Raw genomic sequence first — 19,639 nt, forward strand, 5'->3', positions numbered from 1 at the left:
TGCCTGGTCGAGCTGGGCGATGGTTTCGGGGCGCAGGCCGCGGGAGTTGCGGACAGCTTTGTAGAACGTGCTGCGGCTAAGTCCTGCGCGTTTGGCCAGTTCGGTGAAGGTCATCCGTTTCTCGGTGAGGCGGCGTCTGACATACCAATCGAGCCGTGCGGGGCCATCTTGAGGTGCTTCCACGTTAGAAAGATAACTGTAGATGACAGTTTACGTCTACATGTGTCGACAGAAAGATGATTTAGTCGCTAGAGTCATGCCTACATGATGAGGTTTTGTTGACAGTGAACGGAGAAGGTGACATGAAGGTGCTGAAGGCGGCTCTGGCGCTGGCCGGGGTCGCAGCGGTCGCGCTCTACGTGGCCGTGATGCTGCTCATTGAGCTGCTGGCCCGGCTGTTGCCGCTCATCGTGCTGGGCGCGGTCGTGATGTTGACCGTCTATGTGTGGCGCCGGGTCCAGGCCTACCGCCGAGAGCGCCACCCACAGAGGGCAGCGATGAAGAATCGCGCACATCGCGCGGGGCTGGCCCGTGCACCGCAGCCGCCGGTACCCGTGGTTTCCGCACTGCCATCGCATCGGCACACGCGGGTGATCGTCGGCGGCGAAGGGGAAGGCAGCTTCGAGGGGGAGGGGTACCTACAGCTGGGGCCGCCTCTGGCTCTGCCTAGCCCGGCGGGCCAGTCCTACGCCTCGGCATCTGGGCGTTCCCACGCCCGGCGCAGCGTCTCGCACGCACGTCCGCGGAGCAGCCGGCCATGACCCGACCCACTCCGCTCGATGACGATGAACGCTGGCTTGTGGGCATCGGCGCTCAAGTTCGGCCCGAGGACAAAGACGACGAAGCCGACGCCGAGGCCGACGACGCACACGACGACGAGTTCGATCACGACCGCGGCGACTCTGACGACGATGCGGGCGACGAGACGCTCGATCAGCCCGAAGTCCACGGCGGTGACGATGATCAGGGCTCGACGACTACGCAGTTGACCACGGTCACCGATCTCGACGCAGCGCCGAGTTCAGACCGCAAGCCCGCGACCGGCGACTCCGCGGACAAGCGCCGCCGTTTCACACCGTGGGTGTTGGGAGCGGGGGTTGGCGCGGTCGCCCTGGCAACCGTAATCACCGCTGTCGCTTCAAATTTGAACAGCCCGGCTCCTGCTGCGGCGCCAACCGCGCCCACTGCGTCGTCATCGTCCGCGCCGCGGCCTGCTCCCACAGCACCACCACGACCTACGGCGCCCAGCGACGCCAACGCAGACGGGCCGCTGCCGTTCACGGCCAGTTCTGACTGCGACGAGGCCGGCTCAACCCCGGCCCAGTCGGTGGCGGTTGCCGATTCGCCGACACCGTGGATATGCGTGCTCAACGGGCCAGGACAGCGGCTGGATCTCGTATTGGGCCCACCGGGAATGCCGCAGTCTTATGTGATCACCGGAGTGGTGATTGTGCCGGGGGCGATCGGTAGGCCAGGGCGCCCCGACACTGAGCCGGACCCGTGGCTGGCCCATCAAGTTGTGACCCGGTTGCAGTGGTCATTTAACGACCCCGCCAACACCGTCAAGCCCCAGAACACGTTCAACGTGCGCGGTGAGGCGCCGATGGCCATCCCGCACATCACGGCCTCGAAAGTCACCATCATCATCCAGCAGACCAGTCCGCCACCGGCTCCGCAGCCCAGCGCGACCGAGCAACCCGCGCCCGGAGGCGTTTTCGGGTCGGTGCTCGGCCCGCCCGCGCCACCAACTGGGACACCGGGCGGCGCATTTGCCCTCGATGGCAACGAGCCCGGACCGGGTAGCAGTCTGCGGACGTTCGCGGTTTCCAGCATCAAAATCATTGGACACAAGGCGATCTGATGAAAATTTCCAATACATGGAAGCGGAGGCTCGGCGCCGGAGGCAGTATCGCGCGCCGGGGCGGGTTCGCCGCTCTGGTGTTGTTCTCGTCGATCAGTGGTCTGGCCGAGGCGAAGCGGTTCGTGTTTCCGCCACCGCCTCCGCCGATCGTCGAAGAGAGCCGGTCGGTCGTCAATGAATCCGACCGGGTCAAGGCGTTCGCTTCGGACTGCATCGAATCGCTGCTGTCGGGAACCATCAGCGGCGGAACCGATCTGAGCCGCTGCTACCCCGACGGCCGCAAGTACACCCCGGCCGTTCCCGGCTCCAAGATCGTTTCTGATGCCAAGCCTCAAGCGATCAAGTACGGGCCCAGCAACGACCAGGTGAGCCTCTACAGTGTGAAAGTCCAGGTGAGCGAACAGCTTTACCCCGGTGCTCCCAAGAGCCCGGCGATCTATCAGCTCACGGTGAGCGTCTATCAGCACACCGGTCTGCAAGCGATCGACAAAATCTCGCGCCTGCAGTCCGACCCTCCCGGGGCATATATCGCCCTGAACTATCCCGTCACGGTGGAGCCGCGCAAACCCGACTCGACCGAGTTCACACCCTTGTTCACCTCATTGTCAGGATTCGCCACCGCGTATCTGACCAACGCTGGGGGATTGGACCGATTCACTACCGCCAACTCGGGGATCACGGCGCTGGCGGCCTATAGCGAGGCGACCGTCACCGCAGCGCAGGCCGAATCGGAGGCACCGGAGAACCCGCCCGACAACTTCGAACTGCCCGTCCACATCGACGTCTCCGCGCGCCGGCCCGACTACAGCCAGGAAACGCTGTCCTACCCACTGACGCTGCGGGCCAGCGGCGGCAGCTGGTTCGTCGCGCAGATCGACGCGATGCCGGCGGTGGCCGATCTGACCCCCACCCCGGCGCCTGCACCTGCTTCAGCAGCAACCCCGTAACCCATCACATCGAAGGAGCACCATCATGAACGATCTGAGTCTCTTGCCGACATGGCTGCACGACATGCCGAACCCGGTGAGTGCCAGCAGTATCGGTGACATTGCTGCACACGGCGTCACCGAACCCAACTCGCAGCTCATCCTGGCTGCTGGCGGCGGCGGGCTCATCGACATGAGCCACTGGATCTTCTACATCATCGTCGGGATCGGCTGCGCCTACTTCCTGGGCGGCGGCATTGTCCGCGGCATGCGCGACCACTGGAAGAAAGGCGAAGGCGCGGCGTTCAAGGCGATCCTGGGTGGGGTGGGTCTGGCCATCCTCATCACCCACATCGTTGGGATCTACCAGCGCGGCAACAGCGAAGTGGAGAAGGCCCCCGGCGGTTGGTTCAACGGCGGTAACGGCGGCTCCGTCTCAGTCAACCGCGGCTGGTGACTGCGCCCACGATGGCTCCCCGCCGCAGCGGGGAGGCCGCTACCGTACACACCGGCATCCGTGACGTCGAAATCCAGGTCGGCGGCGATGTAGGCAAAGGCCAAAAGTGGCCAGGCGGCCCCTACCGGCCCGCCGAACGGGGCGCCATCATCACGATCGGCGGCGCGACGCTGTGGTGGGTGGACACCCACGAAGGTGCGTGGCCGGTCCTAGTCGGGGGCATAGCGCTCATGGTGATCACCGTGGCGCTGATGCGCGTCCTAATCCCCAGGACGCGACCGTCGTTGGCCGTGCGGATGATGTTCGTGCGCAACATGCTGCGCCCCAAACACGTCATCACCTCCAACGGCGACGATCACGGTCTCACCGTCGACGAGAGTTTCGACCCTGCCCAGCAGGTCGAGGGCAATCTGGTCTTCACCCGAGGCGGCGTGTACGCCGAGTACCTGCTCGACGGGCGTGCCGTCACGATGCAATCCTTCAACGTTCACGACGAGGCGGCCAAGCTGACACAAAGCCTGGGACGCCAACTGCCCTCGGGTGCACAGATCCGCGGGCTTCTCGTCGCCGAGGACAAGAACGCCATCATGCGCGCCATGGTCGGCCCCCACACCGACAACAAGGCATGGATCAAGCAGTGCCGCGCATGGGAGCCAACTATCGCCGCACCGTCGAAAGCCATCACCTCGGGCTACACCGGTCCCGTACGCGCGCGGTTCTGGCTGTCCATCCCCGTCGATTCGGGCACCTCGGGCCGCACCACGTTGGGCCAGGGAAAACGTGTGCTCGACTGGATCAGCGGACGGGACAAGGATTCCGATACATCGATCCACCACTACCGCACCGTCGCGCGGAATATCGTCGGGTCACTGCCCAATCAGTTCCACATTCGCCCTGCAAGTCCTGCTCAAATCCAGTGGTACTACCGCCACCGCGCGGGCCTGGGCGTGATCCACGAGCCGCTCCCTACCGCCGGCGCGGGCCCGAATTCCCTTACCTCCGCCGACTTTCCACAAATGGCACTCGACGAAGGCGACAACGCTGGCCGGCCGTGGTGGCGGCCGAAGGTCCATCCTCTTGTTCGGGTATATGACCCCAACAATCCGAAGGCGCCCAACAGCTACCAAACATTCCTCACTGTCGAGCACTTCCCCGAAATGGGGATCTGGTTTCCTCGTGCGTCCTACTTGCACGGCCTGCTCAACGTCCAGACCGATGCCACGATCGAGTGGACCCAGCACTACGACGTCCGCACCCCCGAGGAAGCCAAGGCGGTCAACTACCGCTACACCAAGAACATCAAAGACCAGATCGACCAGCGCGGCGACCGCGGCCGAGAAGACGACGAGCTCCCGAAGAAGCTGAAGAGCACCCGCGCGTACACCCGCAAATTGTCGAACCCCGCCGAACGGGAACTCGATCACACCACGATCATCGCGGTCGGCGCCGCGACGCCCGCGTCGCTCGACGACGCGGTCAAACAGATCCGACAAGAACTCGAGACGGTCGGCATCGTGGTACGACGGCGCCGCGGAGCGCAACTGCAACTCTGGAAGGCCTTCCACACCGGCAGCGAAAATTCCTGCCCTATAGACGAATTCCGCAACCCAGTAACGGCCCACGAGTGGTCACTGTTCTTGCCGCTTATCTCCGGGCGCGTCGGCAACGTGAAAGGAAGCCCCCTGGCGGTCGATCAAACCACCATGCGACCCTCGGTGATCCTGCACGATCCCGAAGGGTGCGCCAGACGCAACAACAACACCGGACTGGCGATCGTTGGCGATCCCGGGGGCGGGAAAACTCACCGCGCCAAGCTGTCTGCACTGGAATTGATCTATCGGGGCGGACGTGTGGTGGTCTTCGAGCCAGACACGATCGCAGAGTGGCGCACAGCACTGAGATCGGTTCCCGGCGTACTGTTCATCGACCCCACCTTGGCGGAATGGTGCTTCGACCCGCTGGTCATCTTCCCGTCCAACGTCGCGGCAAGGGTCGCAGCGGCTCACATACTCCCGTGGATCGGGTTGCCGGCCAACCATATTCAAGCCAAACGGTATCGGCGACTGCTTCGGCCTGAGAATCGCGAACTCCTCGGAATCAACAGCCACCGCGAACTGATGAGCTATCTGCGCGCACAGCCGGGAGCTGATGAGGACGAGTTGTTGCTGCGCTTGGAGTCAGCTGAAGAGGACTTCCCCGGCCTGTTCGACGACTCGCTACCGGCCTACCATCCCCAAGACGGTGCAGCGACGGTGTATCTGACCGGCAACCTCGCCCTTCCTGACAGTAGCGATGAATATGACCAGCTGTCCGGCCCACAACGCGCCGGTATGGCCGTGTACGGCTTGCTGATCGAGCTTGAGCAGAAGTTCATGTTCGGCCGGCGCCACATCTTCGACGCGATGATTTTCGAGGAGTGCGCCGAGCTGCTGGCCTATCGCGCGACAGCGCGCATTGCCCACCTCATCACACGCCGCGGTCGCAAGCACGCCACAGGGATCTGGTTCATCACACAGGATTACCGCGATCTGGCGCACATGGGCGACAAGTTCGTCACGCAGAAATGGATCTTCCGTGTGCAGGATCCCGAGCTGGCATATTTGACGCTGAAATGGGCCCGGATCGATCCCGAGATGTACCCCGAACTGGTGGACACGTTGTCGCAGGACACCAGCCCGGGCAATACCCGCGAAGACGACCTCGTAGAAACCGACGCCGACGGCACGGTTCACGTCACCGAGGCCAGCGCGGTCGACCCCGAGCGCCGCGGCGAAGGATTCATGGTCGATGAGCTCGGCCGCGTTGCGCGGGTGCAGTTCTTCGGCGCGCCCACCGACAACCTGGCGCGAGACTTCGACAGCACCCCGATGCAGGGGGCCGCATGATCCTGCGAGAGCGCTTGGCGCTGTGGCTTTCCCGTCACGATCGGGTGCGCCAAACACTGACGGTAATGATTGGAATGCATGCGCTGTGCGCGTTGGCGATGGCGGCAGCGCCCAGCGCCGCCGCGGCTACCGGCGCCGCGGCGCTCGGCTGGACCGGGCTGCGTGACGCCGACGGCGTCCCATTGAAAGACATGTTCTTGTCGGTGGTCAGCACTTCCGAGGCGGTCACCAACAACGGCCAAGAAGTCGACTGGAACCCCGCATCGTGGCTGCAATGGCTCAACGAAGCTGGCCAGGTCTGGATGTCCCACAGCCTGGTCACCTCCGTGCTGACCTGGGAGGCCGCCGCGATCGTCTACGGCGCAGCCCTGTCGTTCTGGTTCTTGCGCTTCGCGATGTCGAATACCTACCTGCTGGCATTGTCCGAGGTCGCTCGGCCTATCCACACCGCGGTCACAGGGTTAGTCAACGCAATGTGGCTGGGGCCCATAGCGATTGCGATCTGCGTCCTAGTAGCCGGCTTTCATTATCAGAACGGACGGCCCGGCCGCGCGTGGAGCATCGCAGGCAACGCCGCAATCCTGACACTGCTGTTGTTCACGTTCTTTCGCAACCCGATCGACGAACTGACCAGCGAGCACGGCCTGTTGGGCATGGCCCGCTCCACGGGGTTTCAGATCGCCCAAACGGTGCGTGGCCAATCATTCGCTCCCGGCCAATCGCTGGACGCCCAACTCGACGCGATGATGGGTGAGCTGATCTCCAACACCGTGCGCCCGATGATTCAGCTGATGAACTTCGGCCGTGTCGTCGACGACATACCCGGCTGCCGGCAGGCCTGGTCGGCGGCCGTTCGCGCCGCCGACGGTCAAGGCCCGGGACCGGCACACGCGATGTATGCCGACCCACGACTGCCCCAAACCGGCGGGATTCACTGCAACGCCGCCGACGCGCTCGCCCATGCCCAGCACCTGGGCGCCAACGACATCATGCTCGGGGCGCTTTTTCTGGGCATCGGATTCTTCATCGGATTCTTCATCTGGTATGTCGGGATCAGCACGCTCGTCGTCGGTGCCAAGGCCGCCTACTACGGAATCATCGTCACTCCTGCATTCCTGCTCGGCATGATCGGCTGGAAACGCGCCAAGGACTTCGCCACCCGCTCCGGTTCGCAACTGCTGTTCCATGGTGTCGAGACGATCATCTTCACCACGTTCCTGGCCATCAGCACCCTGGGCATCGCCTGGGCCCTGACAACCGGCATCATTGGGCGGGGCGAGGTCACAGTGGTTCCGCGCCTGCTCATGGTGGCAATCGGATCCATCGTGGCGGTCTTCCTGTTCCACTACATCGACAAGCACTTCTACACCGACAATGTGGGAACTATCGCCCACCACTGGCGTTCGGTGTGGGACTCCGGACGAGGCGCGGCACGCTCGGAATACGACGACTTCCACGATGGCCTCGACCGGGCGCGGGGCCTGCGCGATCGGTACCGCAACTGGCGGTCGGGCTCGTCCGACGAAGACGGCGAGGAAGGCGCCGAAACCGGTGGTGGCTCGAAACCTGATGATGTTCCCAGTTTGGATGTCGTCAAGCCGCGTCCGAGTCGACCCGCCCCCGACTTGGCAACCAAGCCTGCGGCCTCAGCCGGGACCGAAGAGGCGGCCGCACATGCGACGTCGGCGGTCGCGACCACTGCGACGCGAAGTGCTGCCACTGCAGAGGTCGGCGCGGCCGCAGAAACGGTGGCCGAGGTCGCCGCCCCAGAGGTCGCCGTGCCAGTTGCGGCCACGGTGGCGGTTGTCGAACGCGTACGCGGCCATCACCGAGACGAAAACGCTGACGGGCACGAGTCCGGTGGTGGGCACCGGCACGGGTCGCACCCACACTCTGAGCCCTCGACTCAACACTCACCGATTGATGAGCTGGCCCCAGGGACACCTGAGCCGGGCTTGGCGATGCAGGCGACATCAGCGCAGCGGCCGGCCCGCCGCGCCTCCTCGGCGCGGCATGCGGCATCAGTTGGTGACGATGACCTGTCGCAGCCCGGACCTGGCAATGTGGCCGACGACGCGTCCGATGACGGCCCCCTAGAATTTCCTGCAGCTACACCGCGGCCTGCTACGAAAGGGCAGCAATGATGACCGCCCGACAACACTTCGCTCTTGGTATCGAGGCGCTGGGACTGTCCTCACCGATACCCGGGTATCCGCTCACGTTGGCCAAGGACGCCACTGAGCAGCAGCGCGCCGCGGCGCGACCGCATTTCCAGCGTGCCGTCGACGCGGATCCCGCGATGTGCGACGCGTGGGTGGGTTTGGCCTGTGCAGGCGACGTCAGCGTGTCCACTCTGACCGGTGCCCACGAGAACTCGACATTTCTGCACCGCGAGACTCGCAGGCTGGGGCTGGAGGACACTCAGCTTTATCCCGCGGTTCCGGCTCCCATCGACTGCATCAACCTGTATCCCTGCACCCATACCGGTCTGGCCTTGGCGCGCATCGCCGCCGTCATCCGAGCACACGATTACGACCTGGCCGAAAAGCTTCTCGACACGGTGCATCTGGCCCCCGAACCCCACCAGGCCCAAATCCATCGGCTCCTCGGCGCCAGCCTGTACTACGTGACAGAACAGTGGCCTGCGGTGCTGGACTGGACATGCCGCTCAGTGTCGGTGATCGAGCCGGAAGTCGACGAGGTGACGACGTTGATGACGGGCGTGGCCCAAGCCCGTCTGGGCCGAGTCGATGAAGCCGTGGCCACGCTGGCAACGATGAAGCCGACGATTCCCCAGGTAGCTGCTGAGTCAGCCCTGTTTTTGGGGTTGTGTGAACGCGCGCGCCAGGATGAGAAGCGCGCTCATCTTCATCTCCAGAAGGCCGTCGTGGGCGATGTGCGATTGTCGGAGGCCGCGGCTGCGCTGGCCGACCCTACATACGGCCTGCTGACAACGACCGTCGATGCGATCGCCGCGCGCAGCAACCGGTGGGATCCGCGTAGCGGGCCGTCGGTGGTCGATCTCGCGCGTGAGAAGCGGCGCGCTGGAGATCCCGAGATGCTGGCCCGCGCCGAAGCACGTATCGACGCCTACGTCGGCCTGGCACCGGTTAAAGAGCGGCTGCACCAGTTGAAGATCGCTCGGCAATACGACGCGATGATGCTCGCCGCCGGCGAAGAGGTCGGTGAGATGGAAAGTCTCAACATGTCGTTTGTCGGGGCGCCCGGTACCGCGAAAACGTCGATGGCCCGCGATGTCGGTGAAGAGTATTGCGGTCTGGGGCTATTGGCCAAACCTGATGTGGTGGAGGCCTCTCGGGCCACGCTGATCGGTGAGCATATCGGCGTAACGGCCAGCCGCACCTTGGCCTTCTTGGAACAAGCCAAGGGTGGTGTGGCCCTCGTTGACGAAGCCCCGGAGCTCTACAAGCCGCACACACCCAACGATTTCGGCATAGAAGCGCTCGACACGATCATGAAGTGGACCGAAGACAACCGCGACAACACCATGGTCATTCTCGCGGGGTACAAGGGCCCACTGAACGCCATGCTGGACCATAACGTCGGAATGCGTTCACGGTTCCCGGTCCAGTTGGAGTTTCCCTCTTACACTGGTGAGGAGATGCTGGAAATCCTCACACGGATGGCGGCCAGTCGATCCAAGGTTCTCCTAGACGACGACAGCGGGCAATACTGGTTGAAACTATGCACCTATCTGTATGAGGCCTGGTCGAGTGAAGACGAAAACGCCGGGCCCAGAGGAGAACCGGGTGGCCCGCGTCGTCTCATTGACATCGCCGCCAATGGTCGTTTCGCCCGCATGGTCCTGACCGAAGCCGCGTTACTCATGAAAAACCGGGTCACACCCACACTCGACACCACCACGCCCGAAGGGCTGCGACGAGGACGCACCGTCATCACCGCCGATCTCCGCGAGGCCACTCGGCGGACCCTTCTGACTCAGCGCCTGGACCCTTCCATCGCCGACATCGCATAGCCATTCCTCACCCTGCCGGAGGCAGTCATGGATATTGCTCCACCGCGCCGAAGTGACACTCGGGTCAGCCCCGACGACGTGACTGCATTCCTGCGCCAGGCCGGGCTGGACCCACAACAATGGGATATCGGTGCCATCACACGCAAAGTCAACCACTGGGTTACTGACCACTTGATCGAACTCGGCGAGATGGACCCGACATGGTCTGACGCCGACAAAGCTGCCCACCATGCAGAATTCGGCTCCGTGGCGGCGGTGGACTTCCTCGAGCAATGTGTGATCGAGGCCGGCCCTGACAGCGCGCCGTGGCGCGATCTGCAACACCGTGTTGACGCCGGAGAATTCGATGAGTGGCAACCCATTTGGCAGCATGTCCCCGATAGCGGGCACACGATGCAGATCGGCAGACCGGCCAGCATGGAGACGCACGGATCATTGCGCGACGACGCACGCGCGGACCGCGACGAACGGCTGCTCCGTGCACAGCGGCGGGTCAACACGCTCCATCGAGGGTGCACAGGCCACCATCGTCTCAGCGTCGACCTCGCATAGATCCGCACCTCCCGCCCGGGCCTTATCGCCTCGAATCGTTGACGACCGGTGTGGGCGACAGCACCCTTCTCGAGTGAGGATGCTTACCATGATCTTCGCCTACCTCGCCGCGGCATTCCTGGTCGCACTGGCCGCCTGGTTGTTCGGATCGATCATTGCCCGGGTGTTCGGGGTGTTCTTCGCACTGCTCGGTTTGGCCGGCACGTTCGTCTACGGCGCACACAACGAAGTTGGTGCTGCCGCAGCGTGCTTCCTCGCATTCATCGGCGGGTTTGCGTTGTGGCTGGCTGGCCATTGGATGATCGCCTACAAGCATCACGGTTGGAAAAGCTCGATCGCGCGGCGCCTGTTCAACCAGACGCCACTGCGTCGCATCGACCCGACTCGGCGGTGGGGCATTCCGGTCGTGCACCGGCGGGACTAGATCCACGCGTTGACCGTGGAACGGGCGCACCGAGAATGGACGGATGGCACTGACTCCGCTGGGTGATCGCGATGTCTTCAGTTGGTTTTCGGGCAAGCCGCAGGCGTGGGGGCCCGACGGCGCTGGGTGGCGGGCCTGGTTCGCCGGGAACGTGGTCGATGGACTGTGCGAACTCCTCGATGAGCACATGGCTGTCGAACGTGTGAAGGGTGCGCGGTGGCCAGCGGCCATCGGGTGTGTTCCGTGGCTGGGCAGCCAGGAGGTCGCTGATCGGCTAGCCCAGATGTGGAGTTGCATCGTTGTCGACAAGAATGAAGTCGGTATCGTGCCCGACCAGCTGATCAACGGGCGCAGGCGCATGCCCAACACCGCGCTTCGCCTTGGCCGGCATCGGCCGGATGATTTCCCCGACGATGAAGAAGACCTTGTTCTGTCCGGCGAGGAACCCAGGTATGAGTACGGCGTCGGGCCGGTGCGCGTGTATGGGTGGCGCCAGCAGCAGCCCCCGGTGACGAAGCCGTTGCTGCACACCAAGCTGCTGGTGCTCGGCGAGATCCAGCGGTGGGTGATCGATCCAGGTGACGCACCATCCTTCGAAGAGACACACTTCGTCCCTCAACAGGTTTGGTGTGGTTCAGCCAACTGGAGTAACACATCACGATTGCATCTGGAGCTGGGTCTGGCCTGCAGCGATGAGCAGCTCGTGTACCACGCGACAGATTTCATTCGCTCCCTGATTACAGACTCCGAACCGGTATACACCCAGGCAGCGGGTCCGGAACCGAGCCTCGTCTACATCGAGGAGCCCGGCCCCACTTCGGATGAGATCGCAAAGTGGGAGGCGTACCGCGCAGAGTCCCGCGCTGACGACAGCGATCTGAACGACGACGACCATTAGTCCAGCGGCTCGCCCGAACCCGCTCGACGATTCCGCTGTCGAGCACACCCGGGCACTGGAAAATGCCGCGACGTGGCCTGTTCAACTTGGGTACGGTTTCCGGATGCTTGAGAAGGACACTGCCGCACCGGACGAGGGCGAAGACGTCCATCTTGAGTGGTGGTATGACCTCGATCGGCCGTTCCTAGCCGACGTTGAGCTACTTTCGGCACGGCCGAGCTACTCAACGTCCCTGGTTACCGACGACGGTGTCCTGCCTGTCACATTGCGCCTGCCAGCAACCCCGGCCATCGAGCGCGGACTCGCTAATTTCCTTGCGCCTCCGCAGGGCTGGACGGCGACACCGCGAGCAGCCGATGAACAATGGGGCACCCATTGCCGGCATGAGGCTCTGGGCTTCAAAGGTGTTGCCATCAAACGCATCACGTTCAGCGTTCACGCCCGCTCCGCGCAAGTGGACCCCGCCATACGCGCTGAGTGGGGCCAGGAGCTTCTCGCACAACAGATCCTGCACCACATCGACACCTGGTGGGACAACGTCCGCACGTGGCTTGAAATCTGCACCAATCAGCGGCTCGCACAAATTGGTGAAGAAGGTGACGACTGGTTAAACCCCCACATGAGGACGTCGATATGGGCAGTCGCCGACGAGGACGGGGACCGGCACGAGCTGAAGGTCGGCGGCACGGTGATTCGGGGCCCTGAGCGCGTCATCGGTGTGACACCAGAAATCCTGCAAAGTTGTGTGGCGCTCGCGACGACGCCGCCGCCATTGGCCTGGCGGCTGTTGCGTGACGCGCGCGCCCTCCAGAATGCCGACCAGGAACGCCGGGCAGTCATCGACGCCGCGACAGCAGCAGAGCTTGCCGCGACGAAACGGATCGACGACCTCCTCGCCAACGAAACGGATCCGAAACGACGGAAGACGCTCGCAAACGCCAAGACGCTGGGCGGGAAGGCCACCGCACTCGGCGGCGAACTGCCGGCGACCTTCCATGCCGATCTCGTCGAGCGGCGCAACAACGCGGTGCACGAAGGCATCGAAGTGCGCTATCCCGAGTGGGAGGCGGCGTTCCGCGCAGCGTTGGGGCTTGTCGAACGCGTCTTCCCCCTACCGACCCCGCCCGGTTCTGACGAACCGCTGACGTGCTTTTGGTCCCGCGCCACACGACCGGAGACTTTTGGCTCGCTGTACGGCCCTAGTCGGTTCTAAGCTAAGGAGCGCTGACACCCAGCTCCCAGCTATGCCAATCATGGTCGCGCACGCCCCTCCCAAACGTAGACCTGCGCCTGCTATTTGGCGGAAGCACGGGCGACGCGCGCCTTAACCGCCTGGTCATAAATTTTGAGGAAGTCCGACCAGTCGGGAATCCAGACACGTTCGCCGCCGGTTCCCTTCACGACGAGCCGGGCTTCGTTGAGATCCTGCGGCAGGAATTCCTGCCATTCGATTTGAGCACCGAACACCGATGATTGGCCACGGCTGCCGGATTGAGGTTCGTACGCCTCGGTGCGCCGGGTAGACAAGCCTTCCCAGTGAGAGGCCTGTTCGAGTAGGTGCCGTTCATGGGCTCCGCGCATGATGAGAAAGCCTGGGAAGATATCGCGCAGTGCGTCAGCGTATTTCGGGCCGAAAACGTGATCGAACTGGCTGGAGGCTTGAACCTCTGCTTGGATGCGGATGCCGCTGCCGCGGGCGGCGCCAACGTAGTTGAGCAGTCCCGGTAGCGGGCAGGAGTTGCAGACTTCGCCGAGTTGCAGCAGCAGTGGTTCGGTGAGTTCGTCGTTGGCGGCTTTGTTTTCGAAGTGGCGGATGATCGAGTCGATCAGTGCGACCGCCACGCCGGCGACAGCGCCGGTGTGGGGGGCGATGACGCAGATCGTGGTCTGGGGGTCATCGAGCATGCGGACGTCGAAATTGTGGATGTCGAGTTGCTGGATCGGGTCGGTGTCGCGGTTGTCGTTGGCTTGGGTGGCCAACCCGAGTCGTAGCCACGGTTTGATTGCTTTGCGCGCGGTGATGGCGACGCTGTCACGCATTCGTGGGTCCATGGCGAGCATGCTGACCAGGGGGTCGGTGAGCATGGCGTGTGGGCACCATTCGACTGCGGCCATCCAGGATTCGGGGGGAACTTGGGCGGGTTGCAGCGCGGCTGGGCCGGTGCCGGTGTCGGCGGCGGGATCGGGCAGGCCGTAGTTTTCGGCGGCGTTGAGCACCCACGGCATTCCGAGCCCGTTGCCTTTTGGGCTGGCCGCGTACAGCAGGGCTGCCAGTGGTGCTGATGCTGTCGACTCCCAGAGGCCGCCGGCACTCACGGTGGCCCCTGAGGTCACCCCGCCGAACCCGACACCGCCAGTGGCGAGCATGGTTTCAGCGACCGTGAGCGCCTCGTCAGCGTTCTTGATGTTGGCCGTGGGATCAGAAACCATGGTGCGAACGCCCATTGGCCACACCGGATTTCCCTTGGCCGAGAAGTCCAGAACGCCACGGATTCCCCCCAGCCGACGCTGAAAGAGCAGCTTGGCCGCATCGGGCTTGGAAGAAACATTCACGACCGGTCCGGGATGGAGCAGGGCTGCCGGCCCGAAGATTCGCCGGGTCTTTCCCACCCCGGTGGGAGCCGATACGCAGATGTGCGGAGCGGTATCCACTTTCACGGGCCGGTCGCGATCGTCGAACTTGAGACCGCAATAGGGGGTGTAGTCATCGAGGGAGGTCATGTGCTCGCACCGTAGCGCGATCGGGGCGCGATGCCCCTACACCCGTTGTTTCCCGCACTGCGCAAACCCGCCGGCCACAGCGGTGGGGTCGGTGGCGAACGCCTCAACATGCGACGGCCTGCACTCTGGAAATGCAATGCACCGGGCGAGTGCACACGTACGCTGTGGTGCATGGAGAACGTTGAGGACCGGCGGGCGGCCATGATCGAGCAGGCTGGCCAGATTCTGGCCGAAGCTCGCCAGCGGGAATCAATGGCCGCTACGGTCACGTACTGCGTCACAGGAGCGCTGGCCTATGGGCTGCGTGAGCAAGGGCTGTCGGACAAGGCGATCGGCGAGATCTTGTCGGTTTCGCGCAACCGCGTTGGCGACCTGGTGAAAGCCGGAATCTGGCCGACGTTGTTCGCCCGAATAAAGCTCGACGACGATCGCCGCAGGAAGTTCGCGGCCGCCGAGATGAAAACGATCTACCGACCCGTTGCGCAGGAACAACACGAGTGGGTTCACACGCGGACCGACCGCAGTGGTTACATCGCTGAACGGAACAACATCCCGATACCGCGGGAGTACCGGCATAGCCCTGGTGCCCTCGAACCTGAGGCGGCCGAATTCGACAACTGCGTAACCGGCGAGCGGATCGTCGCTTACACGCTGGAGCGGCATCACGGCAAGATGCTTTTCGACTCTGAGCAGAATCGCGTCGGCTACGACTACAAGGGTGAGTACCGCATCGAACTCTGCTCGGCCAACGGCGCACGCCATCCACTTCCCCTGGAGCTTCTCGGCATCACGTCAAGCGAACTGCGTTTCGGCGACAAATGGCCCGACCCTGAGGAACGCCGACTCAGCGATGACGCTTTTCGCAATGCGGTCGCGGCGGTCCGCAAACACTACGGGATCTGGCCACTTCCATCTCTGAACGAAGACGACGCAACCTACTGGGATTCCGAACTCGATAACCCGTAGGGACAGCTCGCGATAGCCAAGGCGATTCACCAGAGTGTAGGTAAGCGGGGTGAATCTGTTGACTGAACTAAGATACGAATCATTGCAGGTCAGATAGGGCTTTGGTACGTTCCCGAGTCATGGGCGATCCGGATGGGGTGCGGAATCTTGCAGTGCTGGTGGTGCCCGATGTTGGCCGGCTTGAGGCGACCGGTGACCGCTGGGTGCCGTTTCGCATGCTTGACGCAAACGGGATTTCCATTGAACCAGTCGCGGCGTTTTTCGCCGAGTTGCAGGCCGCAGATCGGCGGCCTGGCACGATCCGCTCGTATGGTCACGATCTGTTGCGGTGGTGGAGGTTTCTAGCTGCGGTCGGGGTGGACTGGGACCGCGCGACATCGATCGAGGGCCGTGACTTCGCACGTTGGATGATGCTGGCCGACAAGCCCGTTCGTGTTCATTGGCGGCACCGTGACGGAAATAAGGCAGCTGCTCCCGCACCGTCCAGGCGTGACGGTGGAGTGAATGCTGTGACTGGCAAGCCGGAACCGTCGAGTCGTTACGCTTCGTCGACGAGAGTGCACGCTGAGGCGGTATTGCGCTCGTTCTACGACTTTCAGATCGAGTTGGGGCGGGGTCCGCTGGTCAATCCGTTCCCATTGGATCGTTCACGTCGGCCGGGACGGCGCAATGCTCACCGGAACCCGCTGGATGCGGTGTCTGGCGATCGGGCAGGTCGGTACCGTCCGCGACGACAGCGTCGGATACCGAAGAGCATTCCCGATGACCAGTTCAACCGATTGTTCGCAGATCTGCGCACGCATAGGGATCGTGCCCTGCTGGCGTTTTGGGTATCGACGGGCGCCCGTGCCGACGAACTGTTGTCGACCACACAATTCGATGTGGATCCGGGGCAACAACTGATCCGTGTGACGCGTAAGGGATCTCGGGCGGTGCAATGGCTTCCCGCGTCACAGGATGCGTTCGTGTGGCTGCGCCTGTATCAGGAACAGGTGTGGAAGCGGGGCGCACCTCGCGGCAAGTCGCATCCGTTGTGGCTGACCTTGCGCCGGCCGTGGCGGCCCGTGTCGTATCCGGCGGCCCGGGCGATGTTCTCTCGTACGCAGGATGCGCTGGGGTCGAATTGGACCATTCACGATCTGCGGCATACGGCCGCGACCCGGATGAGCAATGACCCTGAAATGTCGATCACGGACGTGCAGTGGGTACTGGGCCACGCTCACCTGACGACCACGCAGATCTACACCACACCCACAGAGGAGGACGTGGTCGCGCGAACGCTGGCCCATCAGCGCCGCGTCGCCGCACAACCCAGTGACGTGGCGCCTCCGGCGGCGGGGTATCACCAACAGTCGCTCGACGTGCTCTTCAGCCGCGGAGCGACCCGATGAAAACTCCGTCGCGTCCCGACGTGGTGACTGCCGCTGTGCCGCCAGGCGTGAAACCAACGGGTTGGCAGGTTTCGGGGCGCGGTGAGTATGCCCAAGACATGCTGCGGCGCTTTCCGGCCCGTATCGCTGCACCCTGCCCCGATCTCGGCGCAGCATCCATCGATGAGGTGTTGATGCGAATCAGCGTGGCCGGCCGGGCCGCAATGCCGTTGACTCCCAAACAAGTCCGTGGTGCCACAGGCCTGTTGCGCTGGCTCGCGTCCCTATCAGGTGACACCTGGCAGCAACGATGGATAACAAGCGGAGCCGAGGAACGCGAGGCGGACTGGATCACTGAGCCTGCATTGTGGCTCGGTGCTCACACCAGACGCGTCGGCGCGTCAGCACTTAAGGCCGGCTTTCTGGTCTTGGTCGCAGCAGAAGTCTTGTCTCCCAGCTTGATGTTCTTTTCGTCACGCAAACGCGACCCTGACTTGACCGACATCATGACTGCTCGCCGCGATCCGGGCGGTTTCGCTGCCATTGAGGCGGCTACGGATTCCGATCTGTGGGGCTCGCAGCCGGGCAGACTGGCTCGATGGCAGATCGCTGCCATCCTCGCCGCCAAAGGCGGCGGGATCACCGACATCACGGTTGGCGACTGTGTACAGCTGCGCCAGGTCGAAATTAGCTTGTGCCTCACTGGATCACGCCGATACCTGTTCTATGCGATTCTGCGATCGGCCGGGGTGTTCACCGGCGGCGCACCCGCCACTCTGCGCAGAATCACCTCCTATGGAGGACAACTCACACCCGAACAGCTCATCGATCGCTATCACGTGGAGAACGGCAGAATCCGCGACCTGTTGGTGGACTACCTAACCGAACGCCAACCCGCGCTGGACTACACCAGTTTGGAGGGGTTGGCCCGCTATCTCGGTTCGAATTTCTGGCGTGACCTCGAAATTCACCATCCCGGGATCGAGTCGTTGAAATTGAGTCCTGAAGTCGCCTCGGCATGGAAAGAACGGCTGCGCACCAAAACAACTCGCCGACAGCTACCCGACGGAACCGTCACCGAGACGGTCGCACCGCGCGGCAACTACATCCCGATCCTGCACCAGGTGCGTGCCTTCTACCTTGACCTTGCTCAGTGGGCCACCGAAGACCCCGCTCGCTGGGCACCGTGGGCCGTCCCGAGTCCCATCAGCGCCACCGAGGTGCTATTGAAGAAGACCTTCGCCCGGCGCAAGGCTCGTATCGACCAGCGCACGCGGGATCTACGTCCATTCCTGCCGACGATCGTTGATGCCGCCGCACAACGGGCCCAAGACGCTCGAGTACGGCTTGAGGCAGCGTTGGCCACCGACGACGACACATTCACCGTGTGTGGTGAGACGTTCACAAGAGCGGTTCTATCGAGTCGCCGCGGCACACGCCGGCAGCGCACCGCCGCCGTCGACGCCTCGGGCCGCAAACGGCATCTGCTCAGGGAGGAGAACCGCGCGTTCTGGGGCTGGGCGGCTGTGGAGTTTCTGCGCCACACAGGAGTTCGAATCGAAGAGATGCTCGAAACAAGCCACCACAGCATCACCCAGTATCAGCTACCCAAGACGGGTGAGATCATCCCGCTGTTGCATATCGCCCCATCGAAAACCGACCAGGAACGTCTCCTGGTCGTGAGTCCCGAATTGGCCGATGTACTGGCCACGATCATTACCCGGGTCCGGGGCGACTCTGAGTCGATACCGCTGGTGCCGTTCTACGACGAACACGAGCGAGTATGGGAACCACCTTCTCCCTTGCTCTTTCAATGGAACGATGTTGGCCACCGCTCCGCCTTGTCTACCGCGACGATCCGGACAGCCATCAAAGAAGCGTTCGAGGCCACCGACGTCAAAGACGCCGACGGGCAACCCCTCTATTTCCGGCCCCACGACTTCCGGCGAATCTTTACCACCGACGCGATCCTGAACGGGATGCCACCACATATCGCCCAACTTCTACTGGGGCACAAGGACATCAACACCACCATGGGATACAAGACCATCTATCCCCAGGAAGCAATCAACGGCCACCGCGCGTTCATCGCACGGCGCCGAGCGCTGCGCCCCGGCGAGGAATACCGCACCCCGACCGACGCCGAATGGGACGAATTCCTCGGGCATTTCGAACGTCGCAAGCTCGCCCTTGGGGACTGCGGCCGCGCCTACGGGACCAGTTGTCAACACGAGCACAGCTGCATCCGCTGCCCAGTGCTTCGGGTCGATCCGGCGCAGCGGTCCCGCCTGGAGACCATCCGCGACAATCTCAGCGACCGGGTCGCTGAAGCCGAGGAAGCAGGATGGCTCGGAGAAGCCGATGGGCTACGCACGAGCCTGGCTGCCGCCGAAGAGAAACTCGCCGAGCTCGACCACCGCGCACGCCAGCAAGCGACCGTATTCCTCGCGACACCGTCATTGCCGGAGATGACCGCCCGAACCGCAGCAGATCTGCGTTCGGAGGAGTTCGCACTGGGACGCTCCCGAGAGTTCACCCTTCGCCCCTGACGAGCTGACGAGCGGCATCTGGCGCTTACCTGT

The 19,639-nt window shown here is 63.4% G+C and carries 16 protein-coding genes; 14 read left to right on the forward strand and 2 right to left on the reverse strand.

Features of this window, described 5'->3' with window-relative positions; all coding sequences use genetic code 11:
* On the reverse strand, positions 1-183 hold a 183-nt coding region (locus tag NF20_RS27235; RefSeq protein ID WP_155947448.1), incomplete at its 3' end, for a helix-turn-helix domain-containing protein.
* A 119-nt stretch (positions 184-302) separates the two neighbouring features.
* Between NF20_RS27235 and NF20_RS26375 the strand changes: the two genes are divergently transcribed.
* The 11 genes from NF20_RS26375 (at position 303) to NF20_RS14580 (ending at position 13,213) form a co-directional block, all read left to right on the forward strand.
* Positions 303-761, forward strand: coding sequence for a hypothetical protein (locus NF20_RS26375; protein WP_079628283.1), 459 nt, complete (start codon positions 303-305; stop codon positions 759-761).
* Positions 758-1,861 carry a hypothetical protein gene (locus tag NF20_RS26380; protein ID WP_081759519.1) on the forward strand — a complete coding sequence of 368 codons (1,104 nt, stop codon included), beginning with the start codon at positions 758-760 and terminating at the stop codon, positions 1,859-1,861. The genes NF20_RS26375 and NF20_RS26380 overlap by 4 nt, the downstream gene beginning before the upstream one ends.
* An 80-nt stretch (positions 1,862-1,941) precedes the next feature.
* The gene (locus tag NF20_RS14535) at positions 1,942-2,808 is read left to right on the forward strand and encodes a hypothetical protein (protein WP_155947447.1); all 867 of its coding nucleotides are present in this window, start codon (positions 1,942-1,944) and stop codon (positions 2,806-2,808) included.
* A 25-nt stretch (positions 2,809-2,833) separates the two neighbouring features.
* A complete protein-coding gene (locus NF20_RS28250) occupies positions 2,834-3,244 on the forward strand; it encodes a hypothetical protein (protein ID WP_255343253.1) in 411 nt (136 codons plus the stop codon).
* Positions 3,241-6,129 (forward strand): ATP-binding protein, encoded by a 2,889-nt coding sequence (locus tag NF20_RS14545; protein ID WP_255343254.1) that lies wholly within the window; start codon positions 3,241-3,243, stop codon positions 6,127-6,129. Before NF20_RS28250 ends, NF20_RS14545 begins: the two co-directional genes overlap by 4 nt.
* On the forward strand, positions 6,126-8,273 hold the full coding sequence (locus NF20_RS14550; protein WP_155947449.1) for a hypothetical protein: 2,148 nt from the start codon (positions 6,126-6,128) through the stop codon (positions 8,271-8,273). Before NF20_RS14545 ends, NF20_RS14550 begins: the two co-directional genes overlap by 4 nt.
* A 77-nt stretch (positions 8,274-8,350) precedes the next feature.
* On the forward strand, positions 8,351-10,126 hold the full coding sequence (locus NF20_RS14555) for an AAA family ATPase (protein ID WP_179944212.1): 1,776 nt from the start codon (positions 8,351-8,353) through the stop codon (positions 10,124-10,126).
* A 78-nt stretch (positions 10,127-10,204) separates the two neighbouring features.
* Positions 10,205-10,678, forward strand: coding sequence for a hypothetical protein (locus NF20_RS27685; RefSeq protein ID WP_179944047.1), 474 nt, complete (start codon positions 10,205-10,207; stop codon positions 10,676-10,678).
* An 88-nt stretch (positions 10,679-10,766) separates the two neighbouring features.
* Positions 10,767-11,102 (forward strand): hypothetical protein, encoded by a 336-nt coding sequence (locus tag NF20_RS14565; protein WP_033711445.1) that lies wholly within the window; start codon positions 10,767-10,769, stop codon positions 11,100-11,102.
* A gap of 43 nt (positions 11,103-11,145) precedes the next feature.
* Entirely contained in the window at positions 11,146-12,000 is an 855-nt protein-coding gene (locus NF20_RS25695) for a hypothetical protein (RefSeq protein ID WP_050593686.1), read from the forward strand.
* A gap of 103 nt (positions 12,001-12,103) precedes the next feature.
* Positions 12,104-13,213, forward strand: coding sequence for a hypothetical protein (locus NF20_RS14580; protein ID WP_033711446.1), 1,110 nt, complete (start codon positions 12,104-12,106; stop codon positions 13,211-13,213).
* 80 nt (positions 13,214-13,293) lie between these two features.
* Here the strand turns inward: NF20_RS14580 and NF20_RS14585 are convergent, their stop codons facing one another.
* On the reverse strand, positions 13,294-14,721 hold the full coding sequence (locus NF20_RS14585; protein ID WP_033717324.1) for a TraM recognition domain-containing protein: 1,428 nt from the start codon (positions 14,719-14,721) through the stop codon (positions 13,294-13,296).
* A gap of 171 nt (positions 14,722-14,892) precedes the next feature.
* Here NF20_RS14585 and NF20_RS14590 point away from each other — a divergent pair, with 171 nt between their 5' ends.
* From NF20_RS14590 to NF20_RS14600, 3 genes are all read left to right on the forward strand, one after another.
* Positions 14,893-15,687 carry a hypothetical protein gene (locus NF20_RS14590; protein ID WP_033711448.1) on the forward strand — a complete coding sequence of 265 codons (795 nt, stop codon included), beginning with the start codon at positions 14,893-14,895 and terminating at the stop codon, positions 15,685-15,687.
* 119 nt (positions 15,688-15,806) lie between these two features.
* Positions 15,807-17,078, forward strand: coding sequence for a tyrosine-type recombinase/integrase (locus NF20_RS14595; protein ID WP_033711450.1), 1,272 nt, complete (start codon positions 15,807-15,809; stop codon positions 17,076-17,078).
* On the forward strand, positions 17,075-19,606 hold the full coding sequence (locus tag NF20_RS14600; RefSeq protein ID WP_205626389.1) for a tyrosine-type recombinase/integrase: 2,532 nt from the start codon (positions 17,075-17,077) through the stop codon (positions 19,604-19,606). The genes NF20_RS14595 and NF20_RS14600 overlap by 4 nt, the downstream gene beginning before the upstream one ends.
* The last annotated feature ends 33 nt before the right edge of the window (positions 19,607-19,639 follow it).

Origin of the sequence: Mycobacterium sp. MAC_080597_8934, from assembly GCF_000523975.1 — a bacterium.
Lineage (GTDB): Bacteria > Actinomycetota > Actinomycetes > Mycobacteriales > Mycobacteriaceae > Mycobacterium > Mycobacterium avium.